Raw genomic sequence first — 16813 nt, 5'->3', positions numbered from 1 at the left:
CTTCTCCTTGGGTTTGGGTGTTGCTGACGATCAAGCGTTGCCGCGCTTGGCGTCGGGGTTTTGGAACATCCAGCACTTCACCGTGGGGCAGCGGCCGGACATGGGGTTGCGGGCGTTGAATGCCGCCCGGACGGCGCTGTCCACGGCGCGGTTCTTCTCAATGAATTTGCGGCTGCGGCTGTTGGGCAGGAGGTTGCGCAGCGTGCCGATGTCGGCGAGCTTCTGTTTGTGCTCGGCGGCGCGCTCGCAGAATTCGTTGAGGTTGATGGCGATCTGGTCGGGCTTCTTGCTGTGGTCAACCACCGGATCGTCATTGAGGCCCTGCAGATAATCGAACACCTCCCAGAACTCGGCCACTTCGGTCGGATCGGAGTTGACGGCGTTCTGCCTGGCCACGGCCATAGCAGTCAGCTCGCGCTGGGCGGCGGCGTGCTGGCGATCGGTGAGGTTGACCACCAGGCGCAGCGCGTCGACCAGGGCCAGCAACTGGGCGTGGTTCTTGATGATTCGCTCGATGCGGATCTCTTTCAGCTCGCGCAGCGCCTGCTCATGCACCTTTACCTGCTCGCGGAAGGACTCCATCACCTTCTGCTCGCCCTTCGCCGCCATCAGCAGGAAGTGGCTCACATCCATCGCGCTCAGGTGGTTGAGGTTGTCCGCCGCGGCGCGGCTGGCACTGGTGACGTCCGGCCGCACGAAGTGCAGCTTGACGATACGGGTCAGGATCGCCTCGCTGGCCGCCACGGTGGCGTTCTGGCTGATGACGATCGCGCCGCGGAACGGGGGCTCATAGGTCTCGTTGCCGGCTGTCTTCACGCCGGTTACGCCCAAGGTGCCGCCGTTGAACAGGGGCTTGAGCTCGTCCCAGTCGTAGGCTTTCGCGGCGGTGCGGTCGGTGTCGCTGCGGTCGGCCTCGAGCAGAACCAGCGGCATGCCGGATACCTGCCCCATCCAGCGGCGCAAGCCTGCCTTGGACATTTTCGAGGGGTCTTTCCCCTCCTCGTCTGGCCGGCCCAGCAGCTTCCAGAGGAACATCAGCAAGGTCGACTTACCGGCGCCGGCCTCGCCGGTTACTTCCAGGAACGGAAACGACTGGTACTCCGCGCGGATCTGCTCTGCGAACAGCGAGCCGAACCAATAGGCCAGCGCGACGATGCCCTGGGCCCCGAAGCAGGTCCACAGCCAGTCGAGCCACTCGGTGCGATAACCCTCATCGGTACGGGCGATTTCCAGGCGGATCGACTTCTGCAGCGTCTTCAGGCGCAGCTGCTTGAACTCGAAATAGTCCTCGCTGTTCGCCCTCTCCACCACGCCGCCACGCACGGCCAGGTCGCCGAACACGTAGCAGCCGTGCTCCTTGCTGTAGCCGATGTAATCGATCGTCTTGACGGTTTTGAGCCCGTAGAGCTGAGCCTTCATGATCTTATCGAGCTGGCTGCCGCTGCCGGTGAACACCGCGCCCGCGGCCATACCGAGCAAGCGCTTCTTGAACTCGGCCGCGGCCGCCACCTGGCCACCGGTGAAGGTGTTGCGCACCGTGGGCTCGTCATGCGGGAAATCGACGCGGAAGTAGTACCAGGCCTCGTCCGTCACCTCGTTGCGCTGGAAGTACAGCGCCTTGGGGTAGCAGTTGGCGATCTCGACGACGCAGCCGGCCATGCGCAGCGCTTTGTCGCGGATCTGCTGGCGGGTGAGCAGCTGCTCACCTTGCGAGTCACCGTCCTCTAGGCCTTGCACCGCCTTGTTGAATTTCTCCAGATCGAGCTTGAACCAGTACATCCGGTTGCCGAACCCGAAATGGAATTCGCTGCTTTCGTCCCACTCGTAGATCAGCATCGCCTTTTCGGAGGCGTTATCAGCGATCAGTAGCGCGCCCTGGTGACGGGCTGCTTTGAGGTCCCGTTCGATCTGATCGACGCGCTTGTCCTCGTCCAGGAACATCCAGCGCTGATGCAGATCGTTCCAATCCACCTTGCGATCGCCCTGCGGGATCTGCGCGGCCTCGCAAGTGAAGCCCAGCTCGCGGGCCATCTTTACCCAGCGGCGGGTGTAGCGATGCGCGCCCGGCTCGTTGTCCAGCGCCCAGACCAGCTTCGGCAGCTTCTGCCCCGCGTCCGCACAGGCCTTCGCCAACGCCTTTAGCGACTCGGCCGGAAAGGCGTTGCTGCTCATGGCCGAGACGGCATCGATGCCGTGGTGCAGCAGGGCAATGGCGTCGAAGATGCCTTCGACGATCCACAGCTCGCGCACCTGGAGCAGATCAAGGCTCGGCGGGCACCACCAGTAGCCCTTCACGGATTGGCCCGGGGCGAAGCGCGCTTTCTGCTTGCCGAAGCGGTGCGGCCGGTCAATCAGCCGTTCCCAATAGCCGCCCTTCTCCAGCGGGAAGCGCACCGTGGCCGAGCCGATGGTCTGGTGGCGATCAAAGTAATGCTCTTGGGTGTACCAGCCTGTGATCAGCTCCAGGTGAAAGCCGCGTGCGCCCTGCAGGTAGCTGTCGGCCGTTGCGGTCGGATCCTGCTCGGTGGCCGGCGCGCGCTTGCTCCAGTCATCGAACAGGTCGTCGAACAGCTCCTTCACGTGCCACTGCTGGCCGCATTTGCTCTCGCGGCCGCACTTGATGAACCAGGGCTCGTCATAGCGGCTGAACAGCTCTTTCTTGTTGCAGCTGGGGCACTCGCCCTTGCGCATGTAGTTGGTGCCGGCAATGCGCTTGAGGCCGAACTGCTGCTCGAGGCGGGCGATCACTTCGGTGCGGATGGCGTGGTCCATGGCCTTCATGCATCTGCTCCCCAGAGAATCGTGCGCGACTCTTCCTGCGCGTCACGCCACTGTTCCCAGGTGATCACTTTCGCTTCGGCTAAACCGTCCAGGTGGCCCTGCAAGCCGTACAGCGCGAGATGCTGGTCCTGGTAGGTGGACGCGCGCGTGAGCTGCTCCACTTTCGCTTTGAACAGGAAGTGGATGGGGTCTGCTGCGATAGCGTCGCAGATGGGCATCGGCTTGCTCATGCCGGCACCTCAGCAGCTTTCAATTGCTTCACCAGCTCGCGCGCCGTGCGGTTCAGTCCGGCGATGTGTGGGTGGTCCTGGAGAATTTTCGGACCACGCAAACCCTGGGGCGTGTAGCGGTATTTGTCGTCGTACCAGCACGCCGACATGAGTTGTTCGTACTGGCAAGTAATCCAGCGCAGGTAGGCCTCGGCCTGGCCGGGCTTGAGCCTGATTTGCAGAGTGATGTCACACATAAAGCCACCATTCGGGCGCAACTTTCCCCTACCCGCGCAACGGCGGGCATGGAGACGGGATTCAATTCAGGGGGTGATCAGTTAGCGGCTGCTGCAGCCGGCTGAGCCGTCGGCGGCTGGAGGCGCAACGGCAAGTGGCGGCAAGGGATTAATACCTTCTCGCCGGTGGAGAAACGCAGCAGGGCGACCGTAGCTGAATCGCCCGTGCCGTAATCAATGCCGATCGGCGCTGGCTTATGCTTGCCGTACAGGTCGCTCATCGCCAGATACACCAGCCGATCAGCCATGAACGTGGGCACGTCCAGAGCGTTAACCAGGTAGCTCACTGCGCGGTCAAACAGATGGCCATCGTCAGCCAGGTGCTCGCCCTGGTGGCGTTGCAGGAAGTGCAGCGCGGCCTCCTGCATGGTGGTGCGGTATTCCTGGGCGTTGCCTGCGGTGGTGGTGAGGGTATTCATGCGTTTACGGCCTCCGGTTCCATGTGATCCAGCATGTCGAGTTGATCGGTTTTCTCGCGGCTGTCGCGCAGCGCCTGCATGCGTTGCACCGAGGGCGCAACCGGCAGCCGCACCCTAGGGGCGTCCAGACCGGACGGGCTCAGTTCGTGATCCCATGTCAACGAGCCGCTGTAGGTAGCGCTGCACGCTATCGAGGTGCACTGCGCGTACATCGTCTTGAATGTTGGCGTCTGCGCCTCGCTGTTGCGGATCCGCATGCGGCTCCCGCAGGCTGGGCACAGGCACTTATAACCACCGTTATGGGCAACGCTCACTCATCCTCCCCACCGCCAATCGCGGCTCCGGCCTGGGCCGGTAATCTCTGACGCTCTCGCGCCGACTGCTTTCCTTAGTTCTGCCCCGGCAACCGCGACCGGTGCAGAAGAATCACTGCGTGTACCTCTGAATGCCGTGCTGCCATGTGCTGGCGGTGGGCCTCGAGGATGGCCTTGGCCTCCCCTTCGTCGATCTCCCCGTTGCTCAGCGCTTGGGAAATGATCTTGTCCACTGCACCGCGCTTTACGGCAGTTTTCATGCAGCGTTCATACAGCTCGATGTTGTCCAGCTCGTCCGGGTTGGCGACCGGTACGAACATGCCGCCATACAGCGCAGCGACGTAGTCAGGAAAATGCGTGGTGCCGGTCTCTTGCTCGAGCTGATGAATTTGATCATCGCTCAATGGGCGGCTACCGGCGTTTTCATAGACGTGGTTGTCCAGCTTCTTGATCGGCAGGCCCAGCCGTGCCGCAGCGCACTCGCGCCCGCCTGGGTAGTCGCAGACCACTGCGCTCATCACTTGCCGGCGGCTCTCTAGAACGGTGCGCTTCATCTTCTGGTTTCTCGCTGGGGCCAATGCCATTACTTTGGAATCACGGCGCCGATGTCGGTCGCGCGGCGGCCGTATTCTTCAGATACACCGGCGACCACACCTTCCTTCATGCCAAGCAACACAGCGGCGCGGTGAGCTTCGCCGCGCAAACACTTCTTCTGCCCGTTGAGTACGGCGTAAACGGTCGAGGGAGTCAGATCGTTCTGCTCGGCCCATTCCTTCGCGGACAGGCCGAGTTGGCTGAGGCGGTTGCGCGCGTCGGTGCACGCTTGCTCGCTTGGGTATCCGTTCGGCATAGTTCAACTTCGTGTGGTTTCGTGTGATGACGAGTGCAGATTATTCAACGTGCGTTGAACTGTCAACGCCTATTGGAGTCGTTTTGTTGAAAATCGGCGAAAGGCTGAAGGAAGAGCGTGCGCGGCTGGGCCTCAATCAAGGCGATTTCGCTGCTGTAGCGAAGGTGTCCAAGACAACCCAGTTCAACTATGAGAAGGGCGAGCGTAGCCCTGACGCCGCCTACCTGGAGGCCGTAGCCGCCGCCGGTGTGGACGTGCTCTACGTCCTTACAGGGCGGCGGGGAGCGCTCAGCGAAACCGCGCTTGCCGAAGACGAATCCGCACTACTCAACCATTACCGCGCGATGCCAGAGAGCGATCGCGCCGCCGTGCGGCGCATGACTGCCGCGCTGGCCGAGTCGACCGGACGGTACGTAATCGATTCAGACCAATGAACTCACTCAACGCTGAGTGAACAGGCAAGGAGACGCCCATGACCGCAGCAGCCATCGACCTAGACGACCAGCCCCGCCACTTCGGTGACCGCCTGCTCGAAGAGCGCAAGCGCCTCAATCTGCAGGTGCACGAGCTGGCCCACCTGGCCGGCATGACCGACTACATGCAGAAGCGCTTCGAGAACGGTACTTCAATCATCCCCATCGACTACCTGCAGGCGTTGGCCGCCCGCACTGATGCGGATGTGCTGTACATCATCACCGGCGCCCGTAGCCGCTGACCTGCCCTCATCAAACAAGGAACGTTTCTATGCGCAAAGTCCTACTCGGCCTGCTGCTGGCCAGCCCCCTCGCCCTCGCCGCCCCGCCCAAGCTGATCAGCGCCGAAGACTTCGGCGATGCCTGGCCCTTCATCCCCGAAGAGATGCACCTGCAGTGCCTGCCCGGCAACGCCGTGGTCGTCACCGATCCGGAAACCGGGCGGATGTATGGCGTGAACGGTGCTGCCAGCGGGAAGGCTCGCCAGCTTGGGCTGGATCCGTTGGAGCAGGTGTGGGCTGCTAACGAGAGCAATCCTAGTGCAAGAGTTAGTGTTGAAACCGTGATCGAAGCAGGAATCAAGCTTTGCGGTTGAGTTTGTTCATTGTTTTTAGCCGGGGCAGTCGCCCACTAACCTTTTCGCGAGATAGAAATGACAAACAAAATTGCTTGGCGGGACGACTTAATGTCTCGCGAAAAGAATGCCCAGTTCCTTACCTCATACATTGACGAGTCCGAGCACATCAGCGTCGTTAATATCAATTCGCCTTGGGGCACCGGTAAAACCTTTTTCATTACAAATTGGCGTCTCGATCTTATGCCATCCCGCGCGACGGTCTATTTCAACGCATGGGAGAATGATTACACCGGTGATCCACTGATTTCGCTAGTTGCGAACATAAGAGATCAGTTAGAAAAATGCCTTCCTAGTTCGGTTCCAAATAAACGAAAGTTATCAGAGCTAGCGTCATCTGCAGGCGCCGCAATAGCCGCGACCGCACCAATCGCAATCAAACACATTACGAAAAAATTCACCGGCCTTGACGCCGACGAAATAGCTGAAGCAGGTGCAAATGCCACGTCCGCTGATGGCTTTACCACTGAGAGCCTTTCTAAGTTTGCTGAAGAGCTAATTAAGAACAACAAAAAAAGCAATGAAGCTGTAGCGGATTTTAAAAAGAAGCTCTCGGCACTGGTTCATGAAGCGAAAAAACATAACGCTGACAAACCTGTATATATCTTTATCGACGAGCTAGACAGATGTAGACCTACCTATTCTATCGAGCTGTTAGAGAGGGTGAAGCATTTCTTTGACATACCTAACTGCAAATTTATTATTGCAACAGACACATCCCAACTTGCCCACTCAGTGAACGCCGTATACGGGATGGGGTTTTCGTCCTCTTTATACTTGAAAAGATTTTTTGAACTTACTTACACGTTCCCGAAACAAGGCCTAGATGGCTGGATTAAAGCCCACGTAAAAGATGATGAATACATTAATATCTGCAGCTTAGGTTATCTTTCGCAAAGCCCGTCCAATCGCGGGTATTCTTTTGCTTCACACATATCCCCAGGTCCAGATTGTATTTTCGACTCACAACTAACTGAGCCCCAGTTAACAGTAAAGCTTCTTGCAGAAACTTTCGGAACTGACTTAAGGCAGCTACTGAGAGTTTTACAAGCGCTGTCAGGCACCAGCAAACAGATGGAAGGGAAACCTTACCATTTTTTCTTTGCCGCCTACCTAACATTCATCATGCACCATGAGGAAGAAATTTTTTCGAAGTTAGTAAGCGAAGACTTGGACAAGCTACAGGCGCACTTCAACCAAAAATATCCGAGTCCAGGCTCACTCTATTTTGGAACTGAAATCCTCGAAGTACATGCTTTAGCTAACAAACTGCTCAAGGTTTGGCGAATGCCGCAAGCGGAAGCCCGAAATCTATTTCACTCTAACTCTATTAGTCAAATATCGTACATTGCAAATATGGTGTTAGAAAAGGCCAACCACAAAGAACCGCTTAAGGGCTATTACGAGTTAGTATCGTTAGCGGCCGGAATAGAGTAGTTCCCGCTTTCAGGAGCTTTGCGGAAGTACGAGGGGCGAGAGCCACAGACAAACGCGCGCTGTTAAGATCGAAGTCCATAGCCGTTATGTTGCGCCTAAGATTCTCGCGACTATCGGCCACCGATCATGTATCCAGGAATACTCCTCCGGCGGCGTGCTGGTGACCACATACACGCGCCGCTGATCACCCGCCCCCAGTACCAGGCAGTCCAGCGCGAAGCCTTCCTGCATGTCGAACCAGTGGGACGTCCGATCGGCGTCCTTCTCCATGTAGCGTTGCACCAGGCCGAACGCGCGTAGGGGCTGGTACTTCTCCCAGCCGCCCCGCTCTACCGTCTCCAGCCGTGCCCAGCCGCCTTGCGGGCCTTGGCCGGGCTCTTCGCGGCGTCGGCCCCACCTGACCCAGCCCAGCGCCTCGCCGCCCTCGAGCATCACCGGGAAGGCCGCTTTAGGGCTGGGGAAATAGACCTTGTAGGCCTTCTCGGCGTCTCGCGCTTCTACGCCACCGCACATGGTTGCCTCCGGTCATCGGGCTGCTGTTTCCAATTGACCGCGAGGGGTCTCTTTCGTTTTACTGTATACACATACAGTATTTTACGGAAGTTGCTCTATGACGCTCACTATTCTGGGTCGCGAGGATCGGCTGCGGCACCTGCTGCCGGAAGCCGCGGACCTGCGCATTACGGGCTTTCAGTCGCCCGCCGAGGACGAGAAGGAAGGTTGCCTCTCGCTGGACAGCCTGGTGGGCCTCGGGGCGCCGCAAATCTGGGTAGTGAGGGTCGATGATGACAGCCTGCTGGGCTTTGGCATGTACCCGGGCGATCGCCTGGTGGTGGACCGCTCGGCCCGCTGCGCGCCGGACTGTTACGTGGTGGTCGGGATGGATGGAGAAAGCCAATACCGGGTGCGGCTGCTGACCGAGGATGCCGAGGGGCGCCTGGTACTGAAAGCCGCCCACCGCTTCGCCCAGCCGCTCAACTTGGAGCTCGAGGAGCTGGTCGAGATTTTCGGCATGGTGCGCTGGGTCATCAGCTACGTGGGGCGGTAATGCCGATCTTCGCCCTGATCGACTGCAACGCGTTCTACTGCAGCTGCGAGCGGATTTGCCAGCCGGAGCTCAAGCGCAAACCGGTGGTGGTGCTCTCGAACAACGACGGCTGCGTGATCGCGCGGACCAGCGAGGTAAAGCAGCTCGGCATCCCCATGGGCGCGCCCTTCTTCCAAGTGCGTGACCAGCTCGCCGCCGCCGGGGTGGTGGTGCGCTCGAGCAACTACACGCTGTATGCCGATATCAGTAACCGGGTGATGACGGTGCTGGCCAGCATGCTGCCGGCGATCGAGGTGTATTCGATCGATGAGGCTTGGGGCGACATGAGCGGCGTGCAGGAGGATCTGACCCAGTACGGCAAGCGGATCCGCGCGCGGCTGCTGCAGTGGGTGGGCATGCCGGTAGGCGTTGGCATCAGCACGACGAAGACGCTCGCCAAGTTAGCCAACTGGGCCGCGAAGAAGTGGCCGGCCACTGGCGGCGTGGTGGACCTAACCGATCCGGCCCGGCAGGAGCGGCTACTGCGCATCGCGGCGGTGAGTGAAGTCTGGGGCGTTGGGCGGCGCCTGGCTGCGCGGTTGCGACCGTTGGGTATCGATACGGCATGGGATCTCGCCCAATACGACATCGGCACCCTGCGCAAGACCTTCGGCGTCACCCTGGAGCGAACCGCGCGCGAACTGCGCGGCATCAGCTGCATCGGAATGAACGAAGGCCCTCCACCCAAGCAGGCGATCTGCTCGAGCAAGATGTTTGGCAAAAAGCTGCGAGACCTGGACCCCATCCAGGAAGCGATGGCCACCTACGTCACTCGCGCCGCCGAGAAGCTCCGCCAGCAGCAATCGCTCTGTGGAGCGCTGCAGGTGAGCCTGCAGACGCAGTATCACAACCCAGAGCTGCCCCGGTACGCCAACGGCATCACCTGCCCGCTCGCCACACCCACGGACGACACGCGCGACCTACTAGCCGTCGCCCTGCGCGGCCTGCGACATATCTACCGGCCCGGCTACGCTTACTCGAAATGCGCGGTGCTGCTGATCGACTTGAGCCAGCGCGGCGAGGTGACGCCGGACCTGTTCGCCCCGGCACCGCGGCGCGGAGCGGAACGCTTGATGAGCATCGTAGATCAGATCAACAAGCGCGAGGGTCGCGGCACGGTGCGCCTGGGCCGGGTACCTGCCGAACCGGAATGGGGCATGCGCCGCGACATGAAAAGCCACTGCTACACCACCAACTGGAACGAGCTCATCACCGTTGGAGCGTGATTTTGATCACAGCGGGTGGTGGCACGCGCGGATGTGCTGAGAATTGGTTGTTCTCCGAGCGGTTGGGAGGCGCCATGAAGGCGCCGGGCGCTCGGTAGACGTGTATGGAGTAAACATGTCGAAGAACGAAACGCCAAACGAGAACGACACCATCTACGAACTATTAATGGTGGGAGGGAGTGAGCTGGGATCGGTGCCGGAACTCACCCCAGAGAAACTGCTGAGCTTGATCCTCGATCTCAACAAGACGGATCGGCACTATGCAACCCGGTTGATAATGGCCTTGCACAGCACTTCGCGCTGAGCGGAATCGGCTGGATTTGAAACCGGGAGGCGCCGTTGGCTTTTAGCCTTGCGAAAACTAAACGCTGAACCGGCGCCTTTTTAATTTTCCAGCTCACGAATACTCCTTCGCAAGCCTGTTTACTCTTGCCTGCAGCTTTTGGTCGGAGCCGGCCCCGGCTACTTCGTATTGCTTTCTCCGCCTTGCCAACTCACTGTACCCACCGGTGTGCACGCTTCCTTAGTGGTCCCTAGGGCACTTAGCTCACATATGAGGTTTTGACATGTTGCGCTTTTCGAACCTTTGTCGAACGAGCCTATCGCTGAGTCAGCAATGTCAATCAACTTGCCGGCAGTCGTTTCGGGACTTTTGTAGTTGCTACCGATCTCAGCGAGGTTCCAGCCGTCGGTAAACATGAACTTCAGATCGGCATCGCCCAGGCGGTTCACCACCTTCAACGTGTAGGGTTTCGAGTAGTCGGGAACATATTTGATTTCCGTCTCGTGAGATACAGCGCCGCTGTCACTGATCTTGCAAGTCAGAAATGCCATTGGCTTTGGTGCGTAAAAGACGTACCCCTCGCCTGGCTTCTCTGTGCCACCCTTATAGCCAGACTGACTGATCTCAAATCCTGAACAGCCAGCAAGCGAACAACCGAGCAATATCGCAATTGATATAGTTTTCATTGGGCTTTCCTTGACAATGAAGATTGCCTCAGGACGATAGGTCCCTTCATCAATTCTCGCCAGTCAGCCGCATTTATCCCCCTCTTGATCGCCCGCTCCGCACTGGCCTTGCTCGCGTACCGGTGCAACAGCCGTTTAGGGTTGGCCTGGTCGCCCTCGGTGAGTTTGTGCTGCTTGCCCGTCTTCTCGTCGAGGTACCAGGCAACGATGCCGGTATAGCTGCCCTCCTCGACCAGATCGGGATGTCATCGGCGTCCGGCAGCTTTGATTCGAGCTCGAGGCTACTGGTCGCGGTACCAGGCCAGCTCTCCGATGTAGTATGCGCCCCCCATTTTTGATTGGCGCTCCAGCTCGCATGAACCGCTTTATTTCCGCATTGCTTGCCACATTCTTCCTTGTCTCACACGCCCACGGTGATGCGCCGTCCACCTTCACTGCAGCCAAGGTGATGGCCAAACAGAAGATTTTCTTTGACCAGGCGGTCAGCGATCAGGGCGAGCTCTACTGTGGATGTAAATGGAAATGGACCGGCAAGTCGGGCGGCAGGATCGATCCGGAGTCCTGCGGCTACGAAACTCGAGCACAGCAGACTCGGGCGGATCGGATCGAGTGGGAACATATGGTGCCGGCCTGGATCTTTGGTCATCAGCGCCAGTGCTGGCAGAACGGCGGGCGGAAGAACTGCGTCTCGGGTGACCCAGTATTCCGGGCGATGGAAGCGGACCTCTTCAACCTGTATCCGTCCGTTGGTGAGGTGAACGGTGACCGCAGCAACTATCAATACGGAATGGTGAGCGGCGTCGCTCAACAATACGGAGCCTGCCCTACTCGCGTGGATTTCAAGGAGCGAGCCGCCGAGCCACGCGATGACGTCAAGGGGCTGGTGGCGCGCTCCACCTTCTACATGTACGACCGATACGGGCTGTCCATGTCCAGGCAGCAACAGCAGCTGCTCATGGCCTGGGATAAGCAATACCCAGTGTCAGCTTGGGAGAAAGAATGGAACAGGCGCACCGCCAAGGTGATGGGCCACCCGAATCCGTTCATAACTGGGGATCGGTCATGGAGCCTGGGGCACAAGCCATCCCGCGAGGGAATAGTGAGCGCTGTTCCGGCCCGGGCTGCTGCTGCCCCATCGTCCAAAGCCTCCAGCGGCGGAGCGATCATTGGCAATCGGAACAGCAAGGTCTATCACCTCGCTGCGGGCTGCCCCAGCTACGATAAGGTTTCGCCAAAGAATCAGGTGCCGTTCCGTTCCGAGACCGAAGCCGCAGCCGCTGGCTATCGAAAGGCCGGCAATTGCCGATAATCAGAATCGACATCCGCTGCGGAAGTGCTCTCTCCCACATTGCTACATGCACATCGGGGCATCTTTCCCGCCCCACTCCTCGTCGATCAGCTCCCAGGCCGAGCGCTGCGGTTCCTCTTGCTGGGTCGCTGGCTCGGTCAGGCGTTCTGTAGGCGTTTCCATTCCCGCTCCACGGCGCGCTGGGCGCTGCTCTTTTCGGCATACAGGTGCAGCAGCCGCTTGGGGTTGGCCTGGTCGCCCTCGGTGAGTTTGTGCTGCTTACCGGTCTTCTCATCGCGATACCAGGCAACGATCCCCGTGTAAGTCCCCTCCTCGGCCAGCTCGGCGACGTCGTCGGCGTCCGGCAGTTTTGATTCGAGCTCGAGGCTGGTGGTGTAGGCGTCAGGCGTGAAGCTGTGGCGCACGTTGGCGCCCAGCCAGACGATGGCGGCGATCTCGGCCTTGATGCCGCTGAGGCTGTAGGTCAGCTCGGGAATCAGGTCCGGCCGGCCCTTGGCGAGCACGTAGCTGAGCGTGGCGGTACCGCGCTGCAGCCGGCTCCACTCGGCGCGAGCGGCGCGCAGCGCGGATTGCTGGTCGGTGTAGGAGTGGCGCAGCTCCTTGAGGTTGTCGCCGCCGCCGGCGATGGCCGATTTCTTCTCGGCGCTGTTGACCTCGTAGTAGTACGCCCGCACGCCGCTGTAGCTGTCGCGATCAGCCTGCAGGAAGCGGTGCTGGTCGCCGTCTGCGCGGGTCAGGTTGATATGGGGCAGCGTCGCGCCGCTGGCCGCAACGGATTTGCCGACCGCCATGAACAGCAGCCGATCGGCCTTGATTGCCGCGAAGGCATCGAATTGCTCACCGAGACGTGTGAGCAGGTTGGCGTCCGACTCGTTGGCCTGGTCGATGTGAGCCAGCTCGATGGCGCTCAGCGCTGCGCTGACCACCGCGCCAAGCCCATGGGCGCCGGCGATGGCCTGGACGATCGCGCCCAGCGTCTGGCCGTGCCAGCTGCGCTCCTTCTTCACCTTGAGACCGCCGCGCAGGTCGGCGCTGCGGGCGCGGATACTGAGCAGATCAGGCGCGCCGCTGTGTTCGGTTTCGTCGACCGTGTAGGTGCCCTTGTCGACCAGGCCGGTGTCGCTCCAGCCGAGCCAGAGCCGCAGCGTGGCGCTGTGCGGCGGAATGGCGATAAGCCCGTCATGGTCGGACAGGTTGACGGTGAGCTGGTCCGCTTCGATGCCGCGGTTATCGGTGAGCTCGATGCCGACCAGGCGTTTCTCGATCGCAGCGGTGATGTCCTGCCCGTTGACCACCAGCCGGCAGATCGGCTGTGGGTAGGCGGTGGCGTCGCGGTAGGCCGCGCCGGCTTTGCTCAGGTAGCCCGCGGCCTGGCTCAGTACCTGGTCGATCACAGCAGCCCCCGCAGAATGTCGCCCGCCGTGCTGACAGCGCTGCCGAGCAGATCGACACGGCCATCATCGATGCGGGCGAGCTTGAGGGTGAACTCGATGCGCCGCGCGGCGCCGTCGCGGAAGAACAGTGTGCGCGTCTCGGTCAGCGACTCGATCACCCACACGCCGTAGATGCGCCCGGTGCCCTCCACCAATGGCCAAGCTTTGCCGGTGTCGGCCATGTACCGCAGCGTGTCGAGGCTAAGCGTGGTGCCGGCCAGCGCGGGCAAAAGCACGCCCGGTAGCGTGATGATGTCGTCGCCCTTGCCGGTGAACTGCCGCGCCGGGTTGGTGCCGATGCGCGAGGTGCTGCCGTGGCGCCAGTCGGTCTGGCGCTGGAATTCCTGGTAGGCCAGCGTCTCCAGCGAGAAGACGAACATGCCGAGGGCCATCATCATGAGCGGTGTTCCTTCTTAATCGAAAATGGCGGCACGGGCGCGGGCCAGCTTGTTGCGCTCGCGCTCGTCGAGGGCGCGGTTGATCTGCTGGGCGATGTCCGGCCCCGCCCCGCCCTGCACGATGATGGTGATGGTGTCGCCCTGGATGGTGATCGCACCCGCCGACGATGCGCCGGCAGCCAACGGTGGGTGCCGATCGAAGCTGATGGCCGCGCCGTCTGTGGTGAGCTTTTTGGCAGTGCCCGCCAGCTGCTTGAGCGCACCGCCCTCACCCGCTTGCAAACCCTGCTCGAGGCCGGCCATGGTGTGGCCACCCAGCTCGGCGAACACTCGCGACGGCGAGTGGATGCCGAGCAGACCCTTGAAGGTGGTGATCACGCTGTCTGCCGCGCCGGAAATCGTGGCGGTCAGCCGGGGGAACATGCTGGTGAAGCCGTTGATCAGCCCCTTGATCATATTGCCGCCGAACTCACTGAACTTGCCCGGCAGGTCTACGCCCAGGTAGCTCATCACACCCGAGAAAGCGCGGTAGAGCAGACCGAGCGGGCTGAAGTTGAGCAGCAGCTCGCCAATGCCGGCGAGCCCACCGCTGAACCCTTCTTTGACCTCCGCCCACAAGCCAAGGAAGTACGGCCCAACGCGGTCCCAGTTGGCGTAGATCAGCCCAGCGGCCAGGGCGAGCCCCGTCACCAGTGCCAGAACGGGGTTGGCGATCGCTGCAGCCGCGACCAGGCGCAAGCCGGTGGCCACCAGCGGCAGCGCCCTCTTGCCCAGATTGGTGAGGGTGGTCGCCACGCCCAGGCCGTTGATGCCGAACAGCATCATGCCGTAGCGGACCATGGCGAACGGACCGAGGATACTGGCCATTGCCAGAGTGAGCCCGCCCATGCCGGCCATCAGCAGGCCGACACCTGCCGCCGTCTTGACCAGGTTGCTGGCCAGCCTGGGGTTCTCCGCGACCCAGCTCTTCACGCCGCCGACGATGCCGGTGATCGTCTGCGCGATGTCACGCATGGGGCCGTTCTGTTGCTCCTGGAGCTGAATGCCGAGGTCATCCCAGGCGCTACCCAGCGCATCGAGGTCGCCGCGCATGTTGTCGGCCATAGTCTTGGCCGTTGCGCTGGCTTCGCCTTCAGTGTGGCGCAGGGTACTGACAAACTGCTGCAGCGCCCCGCTGCCCGCCTGGGCCACCAGCACCTGCATGCCTGCTACCGCCTCCTCCCCGGCGATCGCTTTGAGCAAGCCCGCGCGATCAGCGTCGCCAAGGGTCTTGGTTTTCTCGTAGATCTCCTGCAGCACGGTGGGCATGTCGCGCAGGTTGCCGTCTGCATCCTTAGCGCTGATGCCAAGCGTGTCCAGCGCCTTGGCCGCTGCCTTGGGTGGCGCGGACAGCCGGTTGAGAATGGCGCGCAGCGCGGTACCGCCCATGCTGCCCTGTATGCCCGCGTCGCCCAGCTTGCCGGCCATTGCGGCGACGGTTTCGATGTCTTGCCCTACCGATGCTGCCACCGGCGCGGCGTATTTCATCGTCTCGCCGAGCATCTGCAGGTTGGTGTTGGACCGGGTGAACGCGCCGACCAGGACGTCACCCAGGCGCCCGGTTTCGGAGGCCTGCAGGTTAAAGCCGGTGAGGATGTTGGAAGCGATGTCCGCCGTCTCGGCCAAGCCGCTGTCGCCCGCCTTGGCAAGGTCGAGCATGCCGGGCATGGCCGCCTGGATGGCCTTGGGGTCGAAGCCGGCCATTCCGAGAAAGCCCTGCGCATCAGAGGCGTCGATCGCAGTGAACTGGGTGCTCGCGCCAAGCTGGCGTGCCTGTTCGCGCAGGGCCTTCAGCTCGGACGAATCTTTACTGAGCCGGGTCAGCGACTGAACCTTGCTCTGGCTCGCGTCAAAGTCCATTCCCGGCGCCAACAGCCGCGCGCCGGCGTAGAGGATGCCGCCACCGGTGGCCAACCCACCGGCCCCCGCGCCCGCCATACTGCCGGCGAGCTGCTGCGAGCGCTCGTATTCAGCCTTGGCTTTGCCGAGCTGCTTTTGCTGGGCGGTGAGCCGCTTGAGCCGCGTTTCCTGCTGGGCCAGGGTCTGGTTGGTCTGGGTGACTTTGTTGCGCAGGTCGCGCTCGTGCTGGCCGAGGTTACGGGTGCTGATGCCCGCCTCGTTGAGTTTGCCGCGCAAGCCCTGGAGCTCGCGCTGCTGCTCGCTGTGCTTCTGCTTGAGGGCTTGGCCTTGGCGCGCAGCGCGCTGGAATTCATTGGTCAGTGCCTTGGTGGGGCTGGCGGTGTTGGCCAGCTCGCGAGACAACTGCCTGAGCTTGTCGCGGTTGGCCTGGAGCGCCGCGCCGGTGCTCTCGCTCTCGCCCTTCAAGGCGCGGAAGCTGGAAACATCCTTCTGCTGGGCCTGTAGCCCTTTCAGCTCGGTGCGGGTCTCCTTGAGGGCACGGCCCAGGCCGACGGCACCGGTCATCACGGTGCGCATCGGCCGGGTGGCGTTGTCCAGGGCCTTGAGGTTGACCTTAAGGTTTAGATCCCGCTGCGCCATGCGTCCGCTCCCATCGTTCTCGGGCGCGGTCGCGCCAGTCCATCAATTCATACAGGGGCATGGCGTTCATCTGCTCTGGACCCCAGTGGAACACCAGGGCGATGTCCGCCATTACGTCATCTACGCAGCGGGGGATTCCGCTGCCCCCTTCTTCTGCAAAAAAACCGCTACGGCATCCGCGCAGAGCACCAGGTCGGCCACGTCCAAGGCGGCAGTCTCCTGCTCGGTCAACGTAGGCTGGCTAATGCGCGGCACCAGCCGAATGGTGGAATTGACGTCACCGTTGAGTAGGTCGACGAGCTTGAGGCCGCGCAGCTCGCCGGCGGCGGGTTTACGCAGGGTGATTTCGGTGATGGTCGTCTCGCCGCGTTTGATCGGCTGCTCGAGCACGATCGGGTCGCTGTAGGTGGGCTTGCTCATGGGGTGGCTCCTTGGATTGC

Annotated in this window: 22 protein-coding genes; 8 read left to right on the top strand and 14 right to left on the bottom strand. The window is 61.3% G+C overall.

What is annotated here, in order from left to right:
• Positions 1–30: 30 nt before the first annotated feature.
• The 7 genes from UF78_RS08495 to UF78_RS08465 form a co-directional block, all read right to left on the bottom strand.
• A complete protein-coding gene (locus tag UF78_RS08495) occupies positions 31–2781 on the bottom strand; it encodes a toprim domain-containing protein (RefSeq protein WP_045161677.1) in 2751 nt (916 codons plus the stop codon).
• Positions 2778–3011 (bottom strand): hypothetical protein, encoded by a 234-nt coding sequence (locus UF78_RS08490; RefSeq protein WP_155397610.1) that lies wholly within the window; start codon positions 3009–3011, stop codon positions 2778–2780. Before UF78_RS08490 ends, UF78_RS08495 begins: the two co-directional genes overlap by 4 nt.
• Entirely contained in the window at positions 3008–3247 is a 240-nt protein-coding gene (locus tag UF78_RS08485; RefSeq protein ID WP_045161675.1) for a hypothetical protein, read from the bottom strand. The genes UF78_RS08490 and UF78_RS08485 overlap by 4 nt, the downstream gene beginning before the upstream one ends.
• A 77-nt stretch (positions 3248–3324) precedes the next feature.
• Positions 3325–3705, bottom strand: a complete 381-nt coding sequence (locus UF78_RS08480; RefSeq protein WP_045161674.1) for a hypothetical protein — start codon at positions 3703–3705, stop codon at positions 3325–3327.
• A complete protein-coding gene (locus UF78_RS08475) occupies positions 3702–4019 on the bottom strand; it encodes an ogr/Delta-like zinc finger family protein (RefSeq protein ID WP_045161673.1) in 318 nt (105 codons plus the stop codon). The genes UF78_RS08480 and UF78_RS08475 overlap by 4 nt, the downstream gene beginning before the upstream one ends.
• A 74-nt stretch (positions 4020–4093) precedes the next feature.
• Positions 4094–4573 carry a YmfL family putative regulatory protein gene (locus tag UF78_RS08470; protein WP_196298645.1) on the bottom strand — a complete coding sequence of 160 codons (480 nt, stop codon included), beginning with the start codon at positions 4571–4573 and terminating at the stop codon, positions 4094–4096.
• A gap of 29 nt (positions 4574–4602) precedes the next feature.
• Positions 4603–4869, bottom strand: a complete 267-nt coding sequence (locus UF78_RS08465; RefSeq protein WP_045161672.1) for a DNA-binding protein — start codon at positions 4867–4869, stop codon at positions 4603–4605.
• A gap of 86 nt (positions 4870–4955) precedes the next feature.
• Between UF78_RS08465 and UF78_RS08460 the strand changes: the two genes are divergently transcribed.
• Genes UF78_RS08460 through UF78_RS08445 form a run of 4 tightly spaced genes read left to right on the top strand, consistent with a single transcriptional unit; the run spans position 4956 to position 7413 of the window.
• On the top strand, positions 4956–5303 hold the full coding sequence (locus UF78_RS08460; protein ID WP_045161756.1) for a helix-turn-helix domain-containing protein: 348 nt from the start codon (positions 4956–4958) through the stop codon (positions 5301–5303).
• 38 nt (positions 5304–5341) lie between these two features.
• On the top strand, positions 5342–5584 hold the full coding sequence (locus tag UF78_RS08455) for a helix-turn-helix domain-containing protein (protein WP_045161671.1): 243 nt from the start codon (positions 5342–5344) through the stop codon (positions 5582–5584).
• A 29-nt stretch (positions 5585–5613) separates the two neighbouring features.
• The gene (locus UF78_RS08450) at positions 5614–5937 is read left to right on the top strand and encodes a DUF2511 domain-containing protein (RefSeq protein WP_052679286.1); all 324 of its coding nucleotides are present in this window, start codon (positions 5614–5616) and stop codon (positions 5935–5937) included.
• 57 nt (positions 5938–5994) lie between these two features.
• Complete coding sequence (locus UF78_RS08445; RefSeq protein WP_052679285.1) at positions 5995–7413, top strand: KAP family P-loop NTPase fold protein; 1419 nt, start codon at positions 5995–5997, stop codon at positions 7411–7413.
• Positions 7414–7497: 84 nt separating this feature from the next.
• Here the strand turns inward: UF78_RS08445 and UF78_RS08440 are convergent, their stop codons facing one another.
• Positions 7498–7926 (bottom strand): hypothetical protein, encoded by a 429-nt coding sequence (locus tag UF78_RS08440; protein ID WP_045161670.1) that lies wholly within the window; start codon positions 7924–7926, stop codon positions 7498–7500.
• Positions 7927–8023: 97 nt separating this feature from the next.
• On the opposite strand from UF78_RS08440, the gene UF78_RS08435 reads away from it, so the two are divergent.
• The 3 genes from UF78_RS08435 to UF78_RS08425 all read left to right on the top strand — a co-directional run bounded on the left by UF78_RS08435 (position 8024) and on the right by UF78_RS08425 (position 10030).
• Positions 8024–8461, top strand: coding sequence for a LexA family protein (locus UF78_RS08435; RefSeq protein ID WP_045161668.1), 438 nt, complete (start codon positions 8024–8026; stop codon positions 8459–8461).
• Entirely contained in the window at positions 8461–9726 is a 1266-nt protein-coding gene (locus tag UF78_RS08430) for a Y-family DNA polymerase (RefSeq protein WP_045161667.1), read from the top strand. The genes UF78_RS08435 and UF78_RS08430 overlap by 1 nt, the downstream gene beginning before the upstream one ends.
• 115 nt (positions 9727–9841) lie before the next feature.
• Positions 9842–10030 (top strand): hypothetical protein, encoded by a 189-nt coding sequence (locus UF78_RS08425; RefSeq protein ID WP_045161666.1) that lies wholly within the window; start codon positions 9842–9844, stop codon positions 10028–10030.
• A 158-nt stretch (positions 10031–10188) separates the two neighbouring features.
• Here UF78_RS08425 and UF78_RS08420 read toward each other — a convergent pair whose 3' ends face one another.
• On the bottom strand, positions 10189–10695 hold the full coding sequence (locus UF78_RS08420; protein ID WP_045161665.1) for a hypothetical protein: 507 nt from the start codon (positions 10693–10695) through the stop codon (positions 10189–10191).
• Between the two features lie 355 nt (positions 10696–11050).
• Here UF78_RS08420 and UF78_RS08415 point away from each other — a divergent pair, with 355 nt between their 5' ends.
• Complete coding sequence (locus UF78_RS08415) at positions 11051–12004, top strand: endonuclease (protein ID WP_045161664.1); 954 nt, start codon at positions 11051–11053, stop codon at positions 12002–12004.
• Positions 12005–12141: 137 nt separating this feature from the next.
• Here the strand turns inward: UF78_RS08415 and UF78_RS08410 are convergent, their stop codons facing one another.
• From UF78_RS08410 to UF78_RS08395, 5 genes are read right to left on the bottom strand one after another with little or no spacing between them, the layout of a single operon-like run.
• Positions 12142–13398, bottom strand: a complete 1257-nt coding sequence (locus tag UF78_RS08410) for a phage late control D family protein (RefSeq protein ID WP_080890572.1) — start codon at positions 13396–13398, stop codon at positions 12142–12144.
• Positions 13395–13835: a phage tail protein gene (locus UF78_RS08405; RefSeq protein WP_045161663.1), complete on the bottom strand. Its 441-nt coding sequence runs from the start codon at positions 13833–13835 to the stop codon at positions 13395–13397. Before UF78_RS08405 ends, UF78_RS08410 begins: the two co-directional genes overlap by 4 nt.
• A gap of 15 nt (positions 13836–13850) precedes the next feature.
• Positions 13851–16373 (bottom strand): phage tail tape measure protein, encoded by a 2523-nt coding sequence (locus UF78_RS08400; RefSeq protein WP_045161662.1) that lies wholly within the window; start codon positions 16371–16373, stop codon positions 13851–13853.
• Complete coding sequence (locus UF78_RS22565; protein WP_080890571.1) at positions 16348–16485, bottom strand: GpE family phage tail protein; 138 nt, start codon at positions 16483–16485, stop codon at positions 16348–16350. Before UF78_RS22565 ends, UF78_RS08400 begins: the two co-directional genes overlap by 26 nt.
• 8 nt (positions 16486–16493) lie before the next feature.
• Positions 16494–16793, bottom strand: coding sequence for a phage tail assembly protein (locus UF78_RS08395; RefSeq protein WP_052679284.1), 300 nt, complete (start codon positions 16791–16793; stop codon positions 16494–16496).
• Positions 16794–16813: the final 20 nt, after the last annotated feature.

Origin of the sequence: Stutzerimonas stutzeri, assembly GCF_000952685.1 — a bacterium.
Taxonomy (GTDB): domain Bacteria; phylum Pseudomonadota; class Gammaproteobacteria; order Pseudomonadales; family Pseudomonadaceae; genus Stutzerimonas; species Stutzerimonas stutzeri_E.
Note: the sequence above shows the minus strand (reverse complement) of the source record. Positions and strands in the feature narration are given on the sequence as shown.